The organism is Flavobacterium sp. 22659, from assembly GCF_052044235.1.
Classification (GTDB): Bacteria; Bacteroidota; Bacteroidia; order Flavobacteriales; family Flavobacteriaceae; genus Flavobacterium; species Flavobacterium johnsoniae.
The window spans coordinates 224,984-238,028 of record NZ_JBQEMU010000004.1; the positions used below are offsets into that span (position 1 = coordinate 224,984).

A 13,045-nucleotide genomic window follows, 5' to 3' on the forward strand; every position below is an offset into this window, starting at 1 on the left:
ATCATGAATTTACCATGGCATTTATATTTAATGGCGATACTTTATATACTTGCCGGATTCAATCATTTTCGTAATCCCGGAATGTACATCAAAATCATTCCTCCTTTTTTTAAAAGCCCAAAATTAATAAATGTTGTAAGTGGTATTGCCGAAATTGTATTAGGCATCTTACTAATGTTTTCCCTTACAACACAATATGCCGCATGGGGAATTATTGCACTTTTAATCGCGATATTCCCTGCAAATCTTTATATGTTTCAAAATAAAAAAGCAGGTTTTAACTTGCCAAAATGGATTTTATTTGTACGTTTGCCCTTACAATTAGTTTTGATTATTTGGGCATTCCAATATACCCTTTAACAATCAAATCTATTAATCTAAAATTATTTTATTATGAAAAAATTATTTGCTGAGTTCTTCGGAACTTATTGGCTGGTTTTTGGTGGATGCGGAAGCGCTGTCTTTGCTGCCGGATATCCTACTCTGGGAATTGGGTTTGCTGGTGTTGCCTTGGCATTTGGTTTAACGGTTTTAACAATGGCTTATGCCGTTGGGCACATCTCAGGCGGACATTTTAATCCAGCTGTTTCATTTGGTTTATGGGCTGGCGGACGATTTTCTGCCAAAGATCTTCTTCCCTATATTGCTGCCCAGTGTGTTGGTGCAATAGCAGCGGCAGGAACTTTATATACAATTGCATCTGGAAAAGCAGGGTTTGTAATTGATAATACTAAACCCGGAGCTTTTGCTTCAAATGGTTATGGAGCTTTTTCTCCAGATGGATATTCTCTGCAGGCTGCTTTTATTGCTGAGTTTGTACTAACATTATTTTTCTTATTAGTAATTTTAGGTGCGACAGATAAGTTTGCAAACGGAAAATTTGCTGGTATTGCAATAGGTCTTGCCTTAACCTTAATTCACTTAATTAGTATTCCTATTACGAATACTTCTGTAAATCCTGCCAGATCATTATCTCAGGCGATATTTGCAGGCGGAACGCCTCTTACTCAGGTTTGGCTGTTTTGGGCAGCTCCAATTTTAGGCGCAATTACAGCCGGATTTATTTACAAATCATTATTACAAAATCATACACAAGATCATACAAACTAAAACAAAATTTATTATATCATGAGTTTTTTATATTTCTTACTTATTGGAGCAATTTCGGGATGGCTGGCTGGCCAAATTTGGAAAGGTGCAGGTTTCGGTAATATAATTGTTGGAATAATTGGCGGTATATTTGGCGGATGGCTGGCAGGCAAACTTGGTATTGGCGGCGGCGGACTTTTATGGCAGATTTTAATTGCTGTAGGAGGTGCCTGGATATTATTATTTATTATCAGTTTGATAAAAAAAGCATAAAAATATTTAACCAATTATAAAATTTAAAGAGAAAATCAGATATATTTATATTAGGTTTTCTCTTTTTCTTTAGATAAAATCAAAAAGGAAAAGCTTCTTTCTAACTCAAATCTAATTGTTATGAACGAAATTATTTCTTACTTCAGTACTATTCCATCTTCACACCGCAGCTTAATTTTAGTGGGCGGTATTACTATTTTTTGGTTAATTGAAAATACATTTCCGCTGTTTCAAATGCAGTACAGAAAATGGCATCATGCTGGTATCAATATTTTCTTTACCATTACAACGATTATCGTAAATTTTATTCTGGCTTTTATTTTAATAAAAACGGCTGCCTGGACAACAGAAAATCATTTTGGAATTCTGCAATGGCTTCCTCAAATGCCAATTTGGCTCTATACCATTATAGGTTTGCTTTTATTGGATTTAATAGGTGCTTATTTAGTACATTTAATCGAACATAAAGTAAAGTTTTTGTGGCGTTTTCATCTTATACACCATACCGATACCTGGATTGACACCACAACGGCAAACCGGCATCATCCCGGCGAAAGTGTAATACGTTTCGCTTTTACTACACTTGGGGTTTTAATTGTAGGAAGCCCTATGTGGATGGTTTTTCTTTATCAGTCACTTTCTGTGGTTGCCTCACAATTTAATCATGCTAATATTTCCCTGCCAAATAAATTAGATGTTTTTCTAAGCTATTTTATTGTTTCTCCTAATATGCACAAAGTACATCATCATTATGTTTTACCTTATACAGACAGTAATTATGGCAATATTTTTTCGGTTTGGGACAGGCTTTTCGGCACATTTACCACTTTGCCAAAAGATCAGTTAATTTATGGCGTAGATACACACATGAAGCGTGAAGAAAACAACGAATTAAAAAATTTACTTCAAATTCCGTTTCAAAAATCCAGATCTGTTAAAAACACAAAAAATCAATAAAAAAAATTATAGTCCATCGAAACAACTAATTATTTTTTTTATTAATATTGATATATAAAATGAAAATCAATCTATTAATCATTAACCCTCTATTTTGAATTAATTTTCACGAGATGAAAAAGAGTAACCGCAAAGAGTTGAATTGGGAACAAACGGAAAAACTTGTTTCGTTAGCCTTAGAAGAAAGAAATCCATTTGAAATTATAAAAAAAGAATTTGGATTGGCAGAAAAAGAAGTTCTTGAAATCATGAAAAAGAAAATGCCTCTTGAAAAATTTGAGATGTGGAAAAAGAAGGCTATTGCAAATAAACCTAAACCAAAACCAATTAAAATTGATGATTTTGACGAAGATTTGGACGGAAAATATTATATAAAAAATAAATTTGACTAAGATTAAAACTCCTGATTTCGGGAGTTTTTTTTATATTTTTAAATTTATTGTAACTTTTAAACAATTTTTAAGTCCAATACACATAACTAAACATAAACAAATGAAAAAAATACTTTACACATTAGCTCTTGCCGTAACGCTTTGGAGCTGTAAAACAGGTAGCACTGCTGGAAAAAGCAATGTGGTAGATGTTAATATTAATTTAACTGATGTAAAAGATGACAAGGTTTTAGTAACGGTAACACCGCCAAAAATTAAAACGGATGAAATCGTTTACAGCATTCCAAAAACAGTTCCTGGAACCTATTCTACAGACAACTACGGAAAATATTCTGAAGATTTTAAAGCATTTGATGTTAAAGGAAATCCTTTAACTGTAAAAAGACTTGACGATAATTCATGGTCTATTTCAAATGCAAAAGCGCTGGCAAAAATTACCTATTTAGTTAATGATACTTTTGATACTGAAAAAGGAACCGGATTTGGTAATGATGATGTTTTCTCTCCAGCAGGAACAAATATCAATGCAGGTGTAAATTTCATGGTAAACACACATGGCTTTGTAGGTTATTTTAAAGATAATTTAGAAGTTCCTTACAAAGTTACCATTACACATCCTGAAACACTTTGGGGAGCAACTTCAATGACAGATGAAGATGCAAGCAAAACAAGCGATGTTTTTACAACACCTCGTTATGCGGTATTGGTAGAAAATCCAATTATGTATTCTAAACCAGATTATACAACATTTAACGTTAACGGAATGGATATTTTAATTGCGGTTTATTCTCCAACTGGAAAATTTACTGCAGAAAGCATCACTCCGGAAATGAAAACAATGATGACGGCTCAAAAAAACTTTTTAGGAAAAGTAAACTCTACTAAAAAATATACCGTTTTACTGTACTTATCAAGCATGGCTAAAGACGATGCACACGGTTTTGGAGCTTTAGAACACCCAACAGCAACTACAGTAGTACTTCCTGAGACTATGCCGAAAGAAAAACTGGTAGAATCTATGAAAGATGTGGTTTCTCACGAATTCTTTCATATTGTAACTCCACTAACCATTCACTCAAAAGAAATTCAGTATTTTGATTATAACGCACCAAAAATGTCTGAACATTTATGGATGTATGAAGGTGTAACAGAGTATTTTGCCAACCTTTTCCAAATTAATCAGGGATTAATTGATGAAGCTGAGTTCTATTCTCGTATTGCTGATAAAATTGAGCAGGCAAAAACTTTAGATGATACTATGTCATTTACTGTAATGAGTAAAAATGTATTAGAGCAGCCGTATAAGGATCAATACTTAAATGTATATCAAAAAGGTGCTTTAATAGGTATGTGCATTGACATTATCATTAGAGAAAAAAGCAACGGAGAAAGAGGGATTCTTGATTTAATGCACAAACTTTCTGAAGAATATGGCGTTAATAAACCATTTAATGATGATGAGCTTTTTGCTAAAATAACGTCTTTAACTTATCCTGAAGTGGGCGAATTCCTAAACAAATATGTAGCAGGAACTACACCAATTCCTTACGATTTTTATCTGGCTAAAGCAGGAGTAACAAAATCAAAAGAAAAAAAGGCAGGTCCAATTTTCTTAAAAGGTCAAACTCCATACATCACAATTGATAAACAAACAAAAGAAATTGCTGTTCGTTCTGATATTGAACCAAGTGCATTCTTTAAAAACCTTAACTTAAAAGGAGGCGATAAAATTTTAGCAGTAAACAACAAAGCATATTCTTTAGAAAATATTTATGATCTTATTACTGAAAGTGAAAACTGGAAAGAAAATGATCCTATTACTTTAAAAGTAAAACGCGGCGGTAAAGAAGAAACCATAAAAGGAACCGTTAAACTTCCGTTTGAAGAAACTGAAACTTTTAAAGCGACTGATGCTTCAAAAGACAAAATTAAAAATGCATGGTTAAAAGGATAATCCTTTCTAACCCATAAAAAAAACCGACAAGTGATTGTCGGTTTTTTTTATACTGGAACTTTATTAAGGTTGTCAGGCTGAGCGAAGTCGAAGCCTTCGCAAGTTAAATCTGCATTGGGTTGGGCTTCGACTTGGCTCAGCCTGACAAAAAATAGTTTATTTCTTCACAGGAAATTTCCAGTCAAATTCATCTTTATTGTTGATGATTGCTCCTATTTCAAATTTTACAACCTCATCAAATTCTGTTTGAAGAATAAACCAGTTGTCTTCATTGAAATAGTTTTCGAAAGTATCAAAAGTTTCCTGATTGTATTTTGTGATTCCTTTTGCAGCAAAATCTTTTTTAACATCGGCAATTTTTCTTCCAATTAATTTAAATCCGAAAACTTCCAGATCATTGCTAGAAGCCACAAGATAGCCTAATTTCAAATCTTCTTCTTCATAAAATGTCAATCTGATTTTGTGTGCATTGTATACAAAAATCACATTGTCATCTTCATCTTTATAGTTTTTATCAGGTTTTCCTAAAACAGCTGTAACATCGTTCTGCTTCATTCCGAAAAGCAGTTTATCAATTCCTGATTTTAAATTTATTTTCATATTTTATTGTCTTTATTTGAAGTGCAAATTTCGTGAAGTTTTTTGTTATTTGCCACGAATTCACGAATTATACTGATTTAATCTTTGTTCTCTTGTCCGGCTGAAAAATCTTTCTGTCAGGCTGAGCGAAGTCGAAGCCCTTTTTCGTTGCAAAAACCCTTCGACTACGCTCAGGGTGACAAACATAAAACTAATTTTGATATTGTTTCTTATTTGGTTTTGAACTCATATAAAACGTAATTTTCCCGCCATTTATAACATCAGCATGTTTTAAAAATGGTTTATCAAGCTGTTTTCCATTCAGCAAAACTTTACTTACGAACACATTTTTATCGGACTGGTTTACGGTTTCAACTTCAAATATTTTTCCGTTTTCTAAATTAAAAATACCTTTTTTTACCAGCGGACTTCCTAAAGCATATTCATCAGAACCCGGAGCAACAGGATAAAATCCTAAACTGCTGAAAATATACCAGGCGCTCATTTGTCCGAAATCGTCATTTCCTCCTAAGCCATCTGCCCCATTTCTGTACATTTTTTTCAGGATCATTCTAATTTTGTCTTGCGATTTCCAAGGCGAATCAGTCCAGTTGTATAAATAAACAACATGATGCGAAGGTTCGTTTCCATGAACATAATTTCCAATAATTCCTTCTCTTGTAATATCTTCTGTATTTTCGAAATACTTATCTGGTAAATGCATATTGAAAAGTGAATCTAAACGAATTTTAAATTTCTCATTTCCTCCCATCATTTTAATCATATCTGCGGGATCCTGCGGTACATACAAACTGTAATTCCATGAGTTTCCTTCAATAAATCCTTGTCCGTGTGTATCAAGCGGATCAAATTCTTTTTTGAAAGTTCCGTCGTTTAATTTAGGACGCATAAATCCGGTTTTCTCATCGTAAACGTTTTTATAATTTTTAGATCTTTCGATAAATTCATTATAAACGTCTGTTTTACCCAGTTTCTTTGCTGCCTGTGCAATTGCCCAGTCGTCATAAGCATATTCTAAGGTTTTAGAAACAGATGAACCATTTTTATCTTCAGGAACACATCCTTTTTTCATATAATATTCTAATCCGTCATAATAAGGTACTTTTGCAGTATTAACACAAGCCTGAAGTGCTTTTTCGGCATCAAAACTAACATTACCTTTTACGATTGCATCTGCCACAACCGAAACGGAATGATACCCAATCATGCACCAGTTTTCGTTAGCATAATGTGACCAAATTGGCAGCATTTTATGCACACTTTGATCAGAATGTGCCAGCATTGAACTTACCATATCGGCATTTCGTTTAGGCTGTACAATATTAAAGAATGGATGTAATGCTCTATAAGTATCCCAAAGTGAATAACTGGTATAATTAGTAAAGTTTTCAGCTTTATGAACATTCATATCCAAACCTTTGTAATTTCGGTCTAAATCCATGTATTCTGTCGGGCCGAGAAACGCATGATACATTGCGGTATAAAAGTTTACTAAATCTTCTTTTTGAATAGTTTCAACCTGAATTTTATTCAATTCTTTGTTCCATACTTCCTGACTTTGTTTTTTAACTTGTTCAAAATCCCAGTTTGGAGTTTCTTTTTTCATGTTTTCTAAGGCTCCTGCAGAACTTACAGGCGATAAAGACATTTTAATTTTAATTTTTTCTCCTTCATTGGTATCAAAATCAAAAAACAATTTCAGGTTTTGTCCTGCCATTTCAGGGAAATTTTTTGTTTGATCAAATCTTCCCCAAAAACCTCTGTAAACGCTTTTTTCCTGTGCAGCCTGTCCGTAACTTTTTATTGGTTTGTTAAATGCCATAGCAAAATAAACGGTTCTGGTTCTTGCCCAGCCGTTTGTTTGGCGATAGCCTGTAATCAGAGTATCGTTTTCTACACGCACAAAAGTCCAAACATTCTTTTTATCGTAATTATAAATTCCGGAAGTTAAATCGAGAATAATATGGGCATCATTTGATTTTGGAAATGTGTATTGATGCATTCCAACTCTGGTTGTGGCAGTAAGTTCTGCTTTAATATTGTGATCTTCCAGAAGGACGCTGTAATAAGCCGGCTCTGCTTTTTCTGTAGAATGAGAAAATGCTGATCGATATCCTGACAATGGTTTTGATGCCACGCCTGGATTCAATTGCAGTTTTCCTGTAGTTGGCATAATTAGAAAATCTCCTAAATCTGAATGGCCTGTTCCGCTAAAATGTGTGTGACTGAATCCTACAATGGTTTTATCTTCATATTGATATCCAGCGCAGTATTTATAAACTTCTCCATTATATTTTCCGTTTAAACTATACGCAATTGTATCGGTTTCCGGACTTAACTGCACACTCCCAAACGGAACTGTTGCACCGGGATAAGTGTGTCCCATTTTTGCCGTTCCAATCATTGGATCAACATATTGAATTAAATTTTTATTGTCTGTCTTTTTTTGCGCATTACAGTTTACTGTAAAAGAAAATAGTAAAACTCCAATTATAAAACGAAAATTAGATTGCAGCAGAATATTCATGTGGTTTTATTAAGTTTTTTAAGTCTAGAAAATTACAATAAAATTAGCCTTTTTAAAAATTTAAATTTTAAACTACTTGATAAACTACAGGTAAATATTTTCCTATGTTTTTAATATCTTTGAAAAAAGTATAATAATGAAACTAAAAGTAGTTATAAGTCCTGCAATAATTGATTTTCCTAATCTACACAATGAAAGATTATTATTAGAGAAACGCATTAATGAAATAGCAAATGAATATAAGTTCATAAATGAGCTGCCAGAATGGACCATTGAATTTTATATACTTTTGGGAAAAGGTAATTGGAATGGAATTTACAAAAAAGGAACAACAACAACATCTTCATTATCAATAAGAAGTCATTCTATATTTCTTTCGGTTCCATTTAGCAAAGAAATTGTGTGGGGAATTAACGAAAAAAAATTCGCTCCTAGACCTGAATTAAATCAAAGTAAATTCAAAATAATATCATCTAACAATTGGAATTTATATGACAATTTGAATGATTACATAATTGAAGAATCATTCCTGCTAATTATCGATCTTTTAAAATCAGGTATAAAATTTAAAAATATTGATATACAAATTTAAAAACTTACGAATAGTAAAATCAAATTCGATTTAAATATCTTTGATTGTTCTAATAAATGCCCAAATGAAAAAAATAACGCTGTTTTTGTTTCTCTTATACTCTATATTTACTTTTTCTCAAAAAACTGAAAGCTATAAACTGTCAAAAGAGCAAATCGCTCAAAGAGAACTTAATGAGATTGCCGATTTCCCTATTTATCGAGCTTTTGAATACAGCGATAAAGGCGGAGTTACGAATTTGATTTTAACCGAAAATCAAAAAAATATTTCGAAAAAAGATACTTTGAACACTAAAATTCAGGCAATTTGTGTCATGAATGATCATGGTGGTTTTTTAGAAAAATGGAGAATAAATGATCTGCTTGAAGATTCTGAACCGAAAGAAACTAATATTTGGTTTTGGACGAAATACTGCAGCACCAAAGATCTTGACGGCGATGGTTATATTGATCCGGTAATTGTTTACGGAACGAAAACGGAATATGGAGAAATCAGGAGAGTAAAAATTATTACAATTTACAATAACAAAAAATATGTTATTCGTGCTGTAGAATGTGATTTAGACTATTGCAGAAGTTTTAAAAAAGATGCAAATTGGAATTCTTTACCACAAAAGATCAAATTAAATATCGATCAATTACTAATCAAATTAAGAAAAGAACAGAATTTATTATTGAAAGACGGATAAAGAATTAATTGTTAATTGTTAATTCTATAAATCTTTTTCTTTAGATTTTCTTTTACCTCATCAAACCATTCATTTTTTAGAATACTTAAAACAATAGAATCTCGGCGAACATTACTGTCTCGTGTTGGCATATTGCTTCTTAAAACACCTTCAACTTTACAGCCAATGCTTTTCATTGCTGCTATGCTCCTTTCATTGTTATTATCTGCACGAAATTCTACACGCTCCATTCAGAGTTTCGAATGCAAATTGAAGCAAAAGAAATTTACAATGTTTGTTTAATCCGGTTCCTCTAAACGCTGATCCGTACCAAGTATATCCTAACTGTAAAGTTTGGAAATCAAGATTGATATCATAAAAACGTGTTGAACCGGCGTATTTTTGGGATTTCTTATCGAAAACTATAAACGGAAATTCTTTTTGGTTTTCTCTTTCCTTAACTGCCAATTGAATATAATGGATCAAATTTTCTTTTCCGTCAGCACCCACTAAGGAATATTTCCAGGTTTCTGGTTCGTTGATCGAAATTTCAAGTAAATTTTCTACGTCTGATTCTTGAAGTGAACGCAGTAAAACAGCATCGTCTTCTAAAATTATATTATCCGAAAAACTGAAATTTGATTTTGACATGGCTTATGTTTTTTGAAAATCTTTGAGAAAACTTATTCACTCATTTCATCATAACGTTCCGGAACCTGCGGATCGTAAAGCGGACATTTAAATTCTTCCATGATATCTACTAATTTATTCATGGTTTTACCTTCTGTCCCGTAGCAGTCAATTTTTATACTCTGCGGTGTTGTAATAACTTGAAATGCGCCTTTTCCTTTTGGATTTTTCCAGCTGTTTTCGTCAACTCTTTCCCAATCTGAAAAGACAGAATTAATTCTGTTTACGATTACTTCAATTTGAAGTACTGCAAGACCTTCAACATCTTGTTTTTCTACAAGCGCTTCATAAACTTCCTGATTGTTCAGGTAAATTTCGTCCAGATATTTCCAAAAAAGTAATTCGTACATAATATAATGTGTTAAAAAAACATAGAGATGCACAATTATGCATCTCTAAATTTAATAATTATTTTAAAAGTTTCAAAAGTCTTTGCAACTCTGAACCTTTGAACCTTTGTAACTTTAAAAATTAATATTCAAATGTTCCGTATTCGCTGGTAATAGTAAGTTTTTTAGAATCTGAAGCTTCTACTCTACCCACGATTTGTGCATCAACATTGAATGATTTTGAAATTTCGATAATATCCTGCGCGATATTTTCCGGAACGTAAAGCTCCATTCTGTGACCGCAGTTAAAAACCTGATACATTTCTTTCCAATCTGTTTTTGATTGTTCCTGAATTAACTTGAACAATGGCGGCACCGGAAATAAATTGTCTTTTATAACGTGTAAGTCTTTTACGAAATGTAAAATTTTAGTCTGCGCACCACCGCTGCAATGCACCATTCCATGAATCTCACTTGGTGTGTATTTATCTAAAATTTTCTTGATAATTGGTGCGTAAGTTCTTGTTGGTGAAAGTACCAGCTGACCTGCGTTTATTGGACTGTTTTCAACTTCATCTGTCAAGTTTACTTGTCCTGAATAAATTAATTCTTCCGGAACAGCAGCATCGTAACTTTCAGGGTATTTTTTTGCTAAGTATTTACCAAAAACATCATGACGGGCAGAAGTTAATCCGTTACTACCCATTCCTCCGTTATATCCTTTTTCATAAGAAGCCTGACCAAAAGAAGCCAAACCAACAATTACATCTCCAGCCTGAATATTAGCATTGTCTACAACATCTGCACGTTTCATTCTTGCTGTTACTGTTGAATCTACAATAATGGTACGAACTACATCTCCAACATCAGCAGTTTCTCCTCCTGTTGAATGAATCGTTACGCCAAATGATTTTAATTCGTTGATTAATTCCTCTGTTCCGTTAATGATTGCCGAGATAACTTCAGCAGGAATTAAGTTTTTATTTCTTCCAATAGTTGAAGAAAGCAAGATATTATCTGTTGCGCCAACACATAATAAATCGTCAATATTCATGATTAAGGCATCCTGAGCAATTCCTTTCCAAACCGAAAGATCTCCGGTTTCTTTCCAGTACATATAAGCCAAAGATGATTTTGTACCCGCTCCGTCAGCATGCATAATTAAGCAATGCTCATTGTCCTGAGTTAAATAATCTGGGACAATTTTACAGAATGCCTGCGGAAATAAACCTTTGTCAATATTTTTTATAGCGTTATGTACGTCTTCTTTTGATGCCGAAACACCTCTTTGTGCATATCTTTTGCTAGAATCTGAACTCATGAAAATTAGTTTGTGTTGATGTGCTGCAAAGATAATCCCTTTTTTTAAATTCTTCGATTGATTCGTCTGTATGATTCATAAAAAAATCGGCAGATTTTGAATACTGCCGATTTTCTCCGATTAAATTATGTTGGTTATTATGGAATTTTCTCTTTATTCCCAGTCCGGCATTGAAGTTCCGGAGAATAATACAACTCTGGAATTTGCAACTCCTATACTGGTTTTTAGAATATTTTTTGCCGAAATACCATCATTTGATGTATTGGTAAAAATTAATTCTGATTCGTTTGGAGCATATCGTACATCCAAATCGTTGGTTCCCGAAATTTTCTCAGTTACAATTTGATAAGACGATGATGTTACAAAACTATATTCGAAAATTCTGGTATCAAGCTGGCGGTAAGTCGAATTTTCAAAACCGGTTATATCTCTGGTGTAAATTAATTTTAATCCGGTAACAGAGAAATTTAAACCGCCAACTGCGCCTGGTTGTCCGGAAAGTATTGAAGCTGTTATTGTACCCGAAGTATCAATAACATACACCTCTGCATTATAACCATTGGCATCATTTACTTTTAAGGCAATTTTAGTTCCGTCGGCACTCCAGTCGCATTCTGATATAAATTTGCCGTTTGGAGTTTGGAATATTTTGGTTAAACCGCTTCCATCACTGTTAATTCTGTACAATTTATCAAAACTCGGATAAATAAACTCACTTCCTGAAGCATTCCAGGAATAACCTATATAATCTGAATTGAAACCTGCGATTAGCACTGAACTGGTTACTTTTTTTATTCCTGTTCCGTCAAAATTCATTGTGTAAATATCATTTTGCGAACCGTTTGTGGCAATAAAAGCAATTTTTTGCGCCTGATTATTTCTCCTCGGACGCCAGGAATTTTTATCGGAACTGGTTAACTGATATTGTTTTCCGGCATCATCTGCGGCAAAAATTACATTGTTATCACTTATCTTTTTTACAAACAAATAACGTGTTGTTGGAAATTGTAAAGTTGTAAAAGCGCTGATAGTACTTAAAACAGGTGTATTTATACCGTCATTAACCTCAACCTGCCAGTAATATTTTGTTCCGAATAACAGATCTGTTAAGGCCAGTTTTTTCTCTTTTATATTTTCAAAAGTTTTTACATCACTATTACTGTCATTTCTAAGTGTTACTTTAAAAGTCAGTACATCATTATTAGGATCTGTTGCAGTCCAGGTTAAATCCAGCGAAACAGCTTGTGCTGTACTGTTATCAATTGGACTTACTAACACCGGAACTGTTGGCGGTTTATTATTTGCCGTTGATTTACTGAGTTCAAAAACAATTTCAGATGTATTATTTGCTGTAATGGTTACGGCTTCAAATTTCGCAACATATCCGTCTTTTTGAGCCTGAAAAGAATATTCGCCCACTTTTACATTTGAAACTGTAAATTTTCCAGTTTCATCTGTAAATACGGTACTTGATGTTGGGCTGGATAATATTTTTACGTTTTCCATCGGCTCAAAAGTATCTGCCGAAACTACTTTTCCGGTAACGGTTCCAAACTCCGACTCTCCTATTTTTTCTTCACTGCACGAAACCAAAAACAATAAAAAAAGTACACTTGCTATTTTGTATAAATACTTCATTATTCCTTTTTTTTAA

13 protein-coding genes and 1 pseudogene are annotated in these 13,045 nt (G+C 33.2%); 8 read left to right on the forward strand and 6 right to left on the reverse strand.

What is annotated here, in order from left to right; all coding sequences use genetic code 11:
• Positions 1-3 precede the first annotated feature (3 nt).
• From ACTJIW_RS06525 to ACTJIW_RS06550, 6 genes are all read left to right on the forward strand, one after another.
• Complete coding sequence (locus ACTJIW_RS06525) at positions 4-360, forward strand: DoxX family protein (protein WP_440714934.1); 357 nt, start codon at positions 4-6, stop codon at positions 358-360.
• 33 nt (positions 361-393) lie between these two features.
• Positions 394-1,110, forward strand: a complete 717-nt coding sequence (aqpZ, locus tag ACTJIW_RS06530) for an aquaporin Z (RefSeq protein ID WP_440714933.1) — start codon at positions 394-396, stop codon at positions 1,108-1,110.
• 18 nt (positions 1,111-1,128) lie between these two features.
• On the forward strand, positions 1,129-1,362 hold the full coding sequence (locus ACTJIW_RS06535) for a GlsB/YeaQ/YmgE family stress response membrane protein (protein ID WP_440714932.1): 234 nt from the start codon (positions 1,129-1,131) through the stop codon (positions 1,360-1,362).
• Between the two features lie 120 nt (positions 1,363-1,482).
• Positions 1,483-2,319 (forward strand): sterol desaturase family protein, encoded by an 837-nt coding sequence (locus ACTJIW_RS06540; protein ID WP_440714931.1) that lies wholly within the window; start codon positions 1,483-1,485, stop codon positions 2,317-2,319.
• Between the two features lie 113 nt (positions 2,320-2,432).
• Positions 2,433-2,711: a DUF2805 domain-containing protein gene (locus ACTJIW_RS06545; RefSeq protein WP_012024427.1), complete on the forward strand. Its 279-nt coding sequence runs from the start codon at positions 2,433-2,435 to the stop codon at positions 2,709-2,711.
• A 100-nt stretch (positions 2,712-2,811) separates the two neighbouring features.
• On the forward strand, positions 2,812-4,665 hold the full coding sequence (locus tag ACTJIW_RS06550; protein WP_012024426.1) for a M61 family metallopeptidase: 1,854 nt from the start codon (positions 2,812-2,814) through the stop codon (positions 4,663-4,665).
• A gap of 156 nt (positions 4,666-4,821) precedes the next feature.
• Here the strand turns inward: ACTJIW_RS06550 and ACTJIW_RS06555 are convergent, their stop codons facing one another.
• Entirely contained in the window at positions 4,822-5,265 is a 444-nt protein-coding gene (locus ACTJIW_RS06555; RefSeq protein ID WP_012024425.1) for a hypothetical protein, read from the reverse strand.
• Between the two features lie 190 nt (positions 5,266-5,455).
• Positions 5,456-7,792, reverse strand: a complete 2,337-nt coding sequence (locus ACTJIW_RS06560; RefSeq protein ID WP_440714930.1) for a GH92 family glycosyl hydrolase — start codon at positions 7,790-7,792, stop codon at positions 5,456-5,458.
• 136 nt (positions 7,793-7,928) lie between these two features.
• Between ACTJIW_RS06560 and imm9 the strand changes: the two genes are divergently transcribed.
• Together imm9 and ACTJIW_RS06570 are read left to right on the forward strand one after the other, a co-directional pair.
• Positions 7,929-8,384, forward strand: a complete 456-nt coding sequence (imm9, locus tag ACTJIW_RS06565; protein WP_440714929.1) for an Imm9 family immunity protein — start codon at positions 7,929-7,931, stop codon at positions 8,382-8,384.
• A 64-nt stretch (positions 8,385-8,448) separates the two neighbouring features.
• Positions 8,449-9,072, forward strand: coding sequence for a M949_RS01915 family surface polysaccharide biosynthesis protein (locus tag ACTJIW_RS06570; protein ID WP_440714928.1), 624 nt, complete (start codon positions 8,449-8,451; stop codon positions 9,070-9,072).
• Between the two features lie 11 nt (positions 9,073-9,083).
• Here the strand turns inward: ACTJIW_RS06570 and ACTJIW_RS06575 are convergent.
• From ACTJIW_RS06575 to ACTJIW_RS06590, 4 genes and pseudogenes are all read right to left on the reverse strand, one after another.
• Positions 9,084-9,702 (reverse strand): annotated as a pseudogene (locus tag ACTJIW_RS06575) (GNAT family N-acetyltransferase).
• A 32-nt stretch (positions 9,703-9,734) separates the two neighbouring features.
• The gene (locus ACTJIW_RS06580; RefSeq protein WP_073409631.1) at positions 9,735-10,091 is read right to left on the reverse strand and encodes a hypothetical protein; all 357 of its coding nucleotides are present in this window, start codon (positions 10,089-10,091) and stop codon (positions 9,735-9,737) included.
• Between the two features lie 121 nt (positions 10,092-10,212).
• Positions 10,213-11,391 (reverse strand): AIR synthase related protein, encoded by a 1,179-nt coding sequence (locus ACTJIW_RS06585; RefSeq protein ID WP_274252864.1) that lies wholly within the window; start codon positions 11,389-11,391, stop codon positions 10,213-10,215.
• Positions 11,392-11,544: 153 nt separating this feature from the next.
• Positions 11,545-13,029 (reverse strand): carboxypeptidase regulatory-like domain-containing protein, encoded by a 1,485-nt coding sequence (locus ACTJIW_RS06590; RefSeq protein ID WP_440714927.1) that lies wholly within the window; start codon positions 13,027-13,029, stop codon positions 11,545-11,547.
• Positions 13,030-13,045 lie beyond the last annotated feature (16 nt).

Coding starts and splice junctions, on each gene's coding strand:
- ACTJIW_RS06525 (WP_440714934.1), top strand. CDS start 4: ATGAATTTACCATGGCATTTATATTTAATGGCGATACTTTATATACTT.
- aqpZ (WP_440714933.1), top strand. CDS start 394: ATGAAAAAATTATTTGCTGAGTTCTTCGGAACTTATTGGCTGGTTTTT.
- ACTJIW_RS06535 (WP_440714932.1), top strand. CDS start 1,129: ATGAGTTTTTTATATTTCTTACTTATTGGAGCAATTTCGGGATGGCTG.
- ACTJIW_RS06540 (WP_440714931.1), top strand. CDS start 1,483: ATGAACGAAATTATTTCTTACTTCAGTACTATTCCATCTTCACACCGC.
- ACTJIW_RS06545 (WP_012024427.1), top strand. CDS start 2,433: ATGAAAAAGAGTAACCGCAAAGAGTTGAATTGGGAACAAACGGAAAAA.
- ACTJIW_RS06550 (WP_012024426.1), top strand. CDS start 2,812: ATGAAAAAAATACTTTACACATTAGCTCTTGCCGTAACGCTTTGGAGC.
- ACTJIW_RS06555 (WP_012024425.1), bottom strand. CDS start 5,265: ATGAAAATAAATTTAAAATCAGGAATTGATAAACTGCTTTTCGGAATG.
- ACTJIW_RS06560 (WP_440714930.1), bottom strand. CDS start 7,792: ATGAATATTCTGCTGCAATCTAATTTTCGTTTTATAATTGGAGTTTTA.
- imm9 (WP_440714929.1), top strand. CDS start 7,929: ATGAAACTAAAAGTAGTTATAAGTCCTGCAATAATTGATTTTCCTAAT.
- ACTJIW_RS06570 (WP_440714928.1), top strand. CDS start 8,449: ATGAAAAAAATAACGCTGTTTTTGTTTCTCTTATACTCTATATTTACT.
- ACTJIW_RS06580 (WP_073409631.1), bottom strand. CDS start 10,091: ATGTACGAATTACTTTTTTGGAAATATCTGGACGAAATTTACCTGAAC.
- ACTJIW_RS06585 (WP_274252864.1), bottom strand. CDS start 11,391: ATGAGTTCAGATTCTAGCAAAAGATATGCACAAAGAGGTGTTTCGGCA.
- ACTJIW_RS06590 (WP_440714927.1), bottom strand. CDS start 13,029: ATGAAGTATTTATACAAAATAGCAAGTGTACTTTTTTTATTGTTTTTG.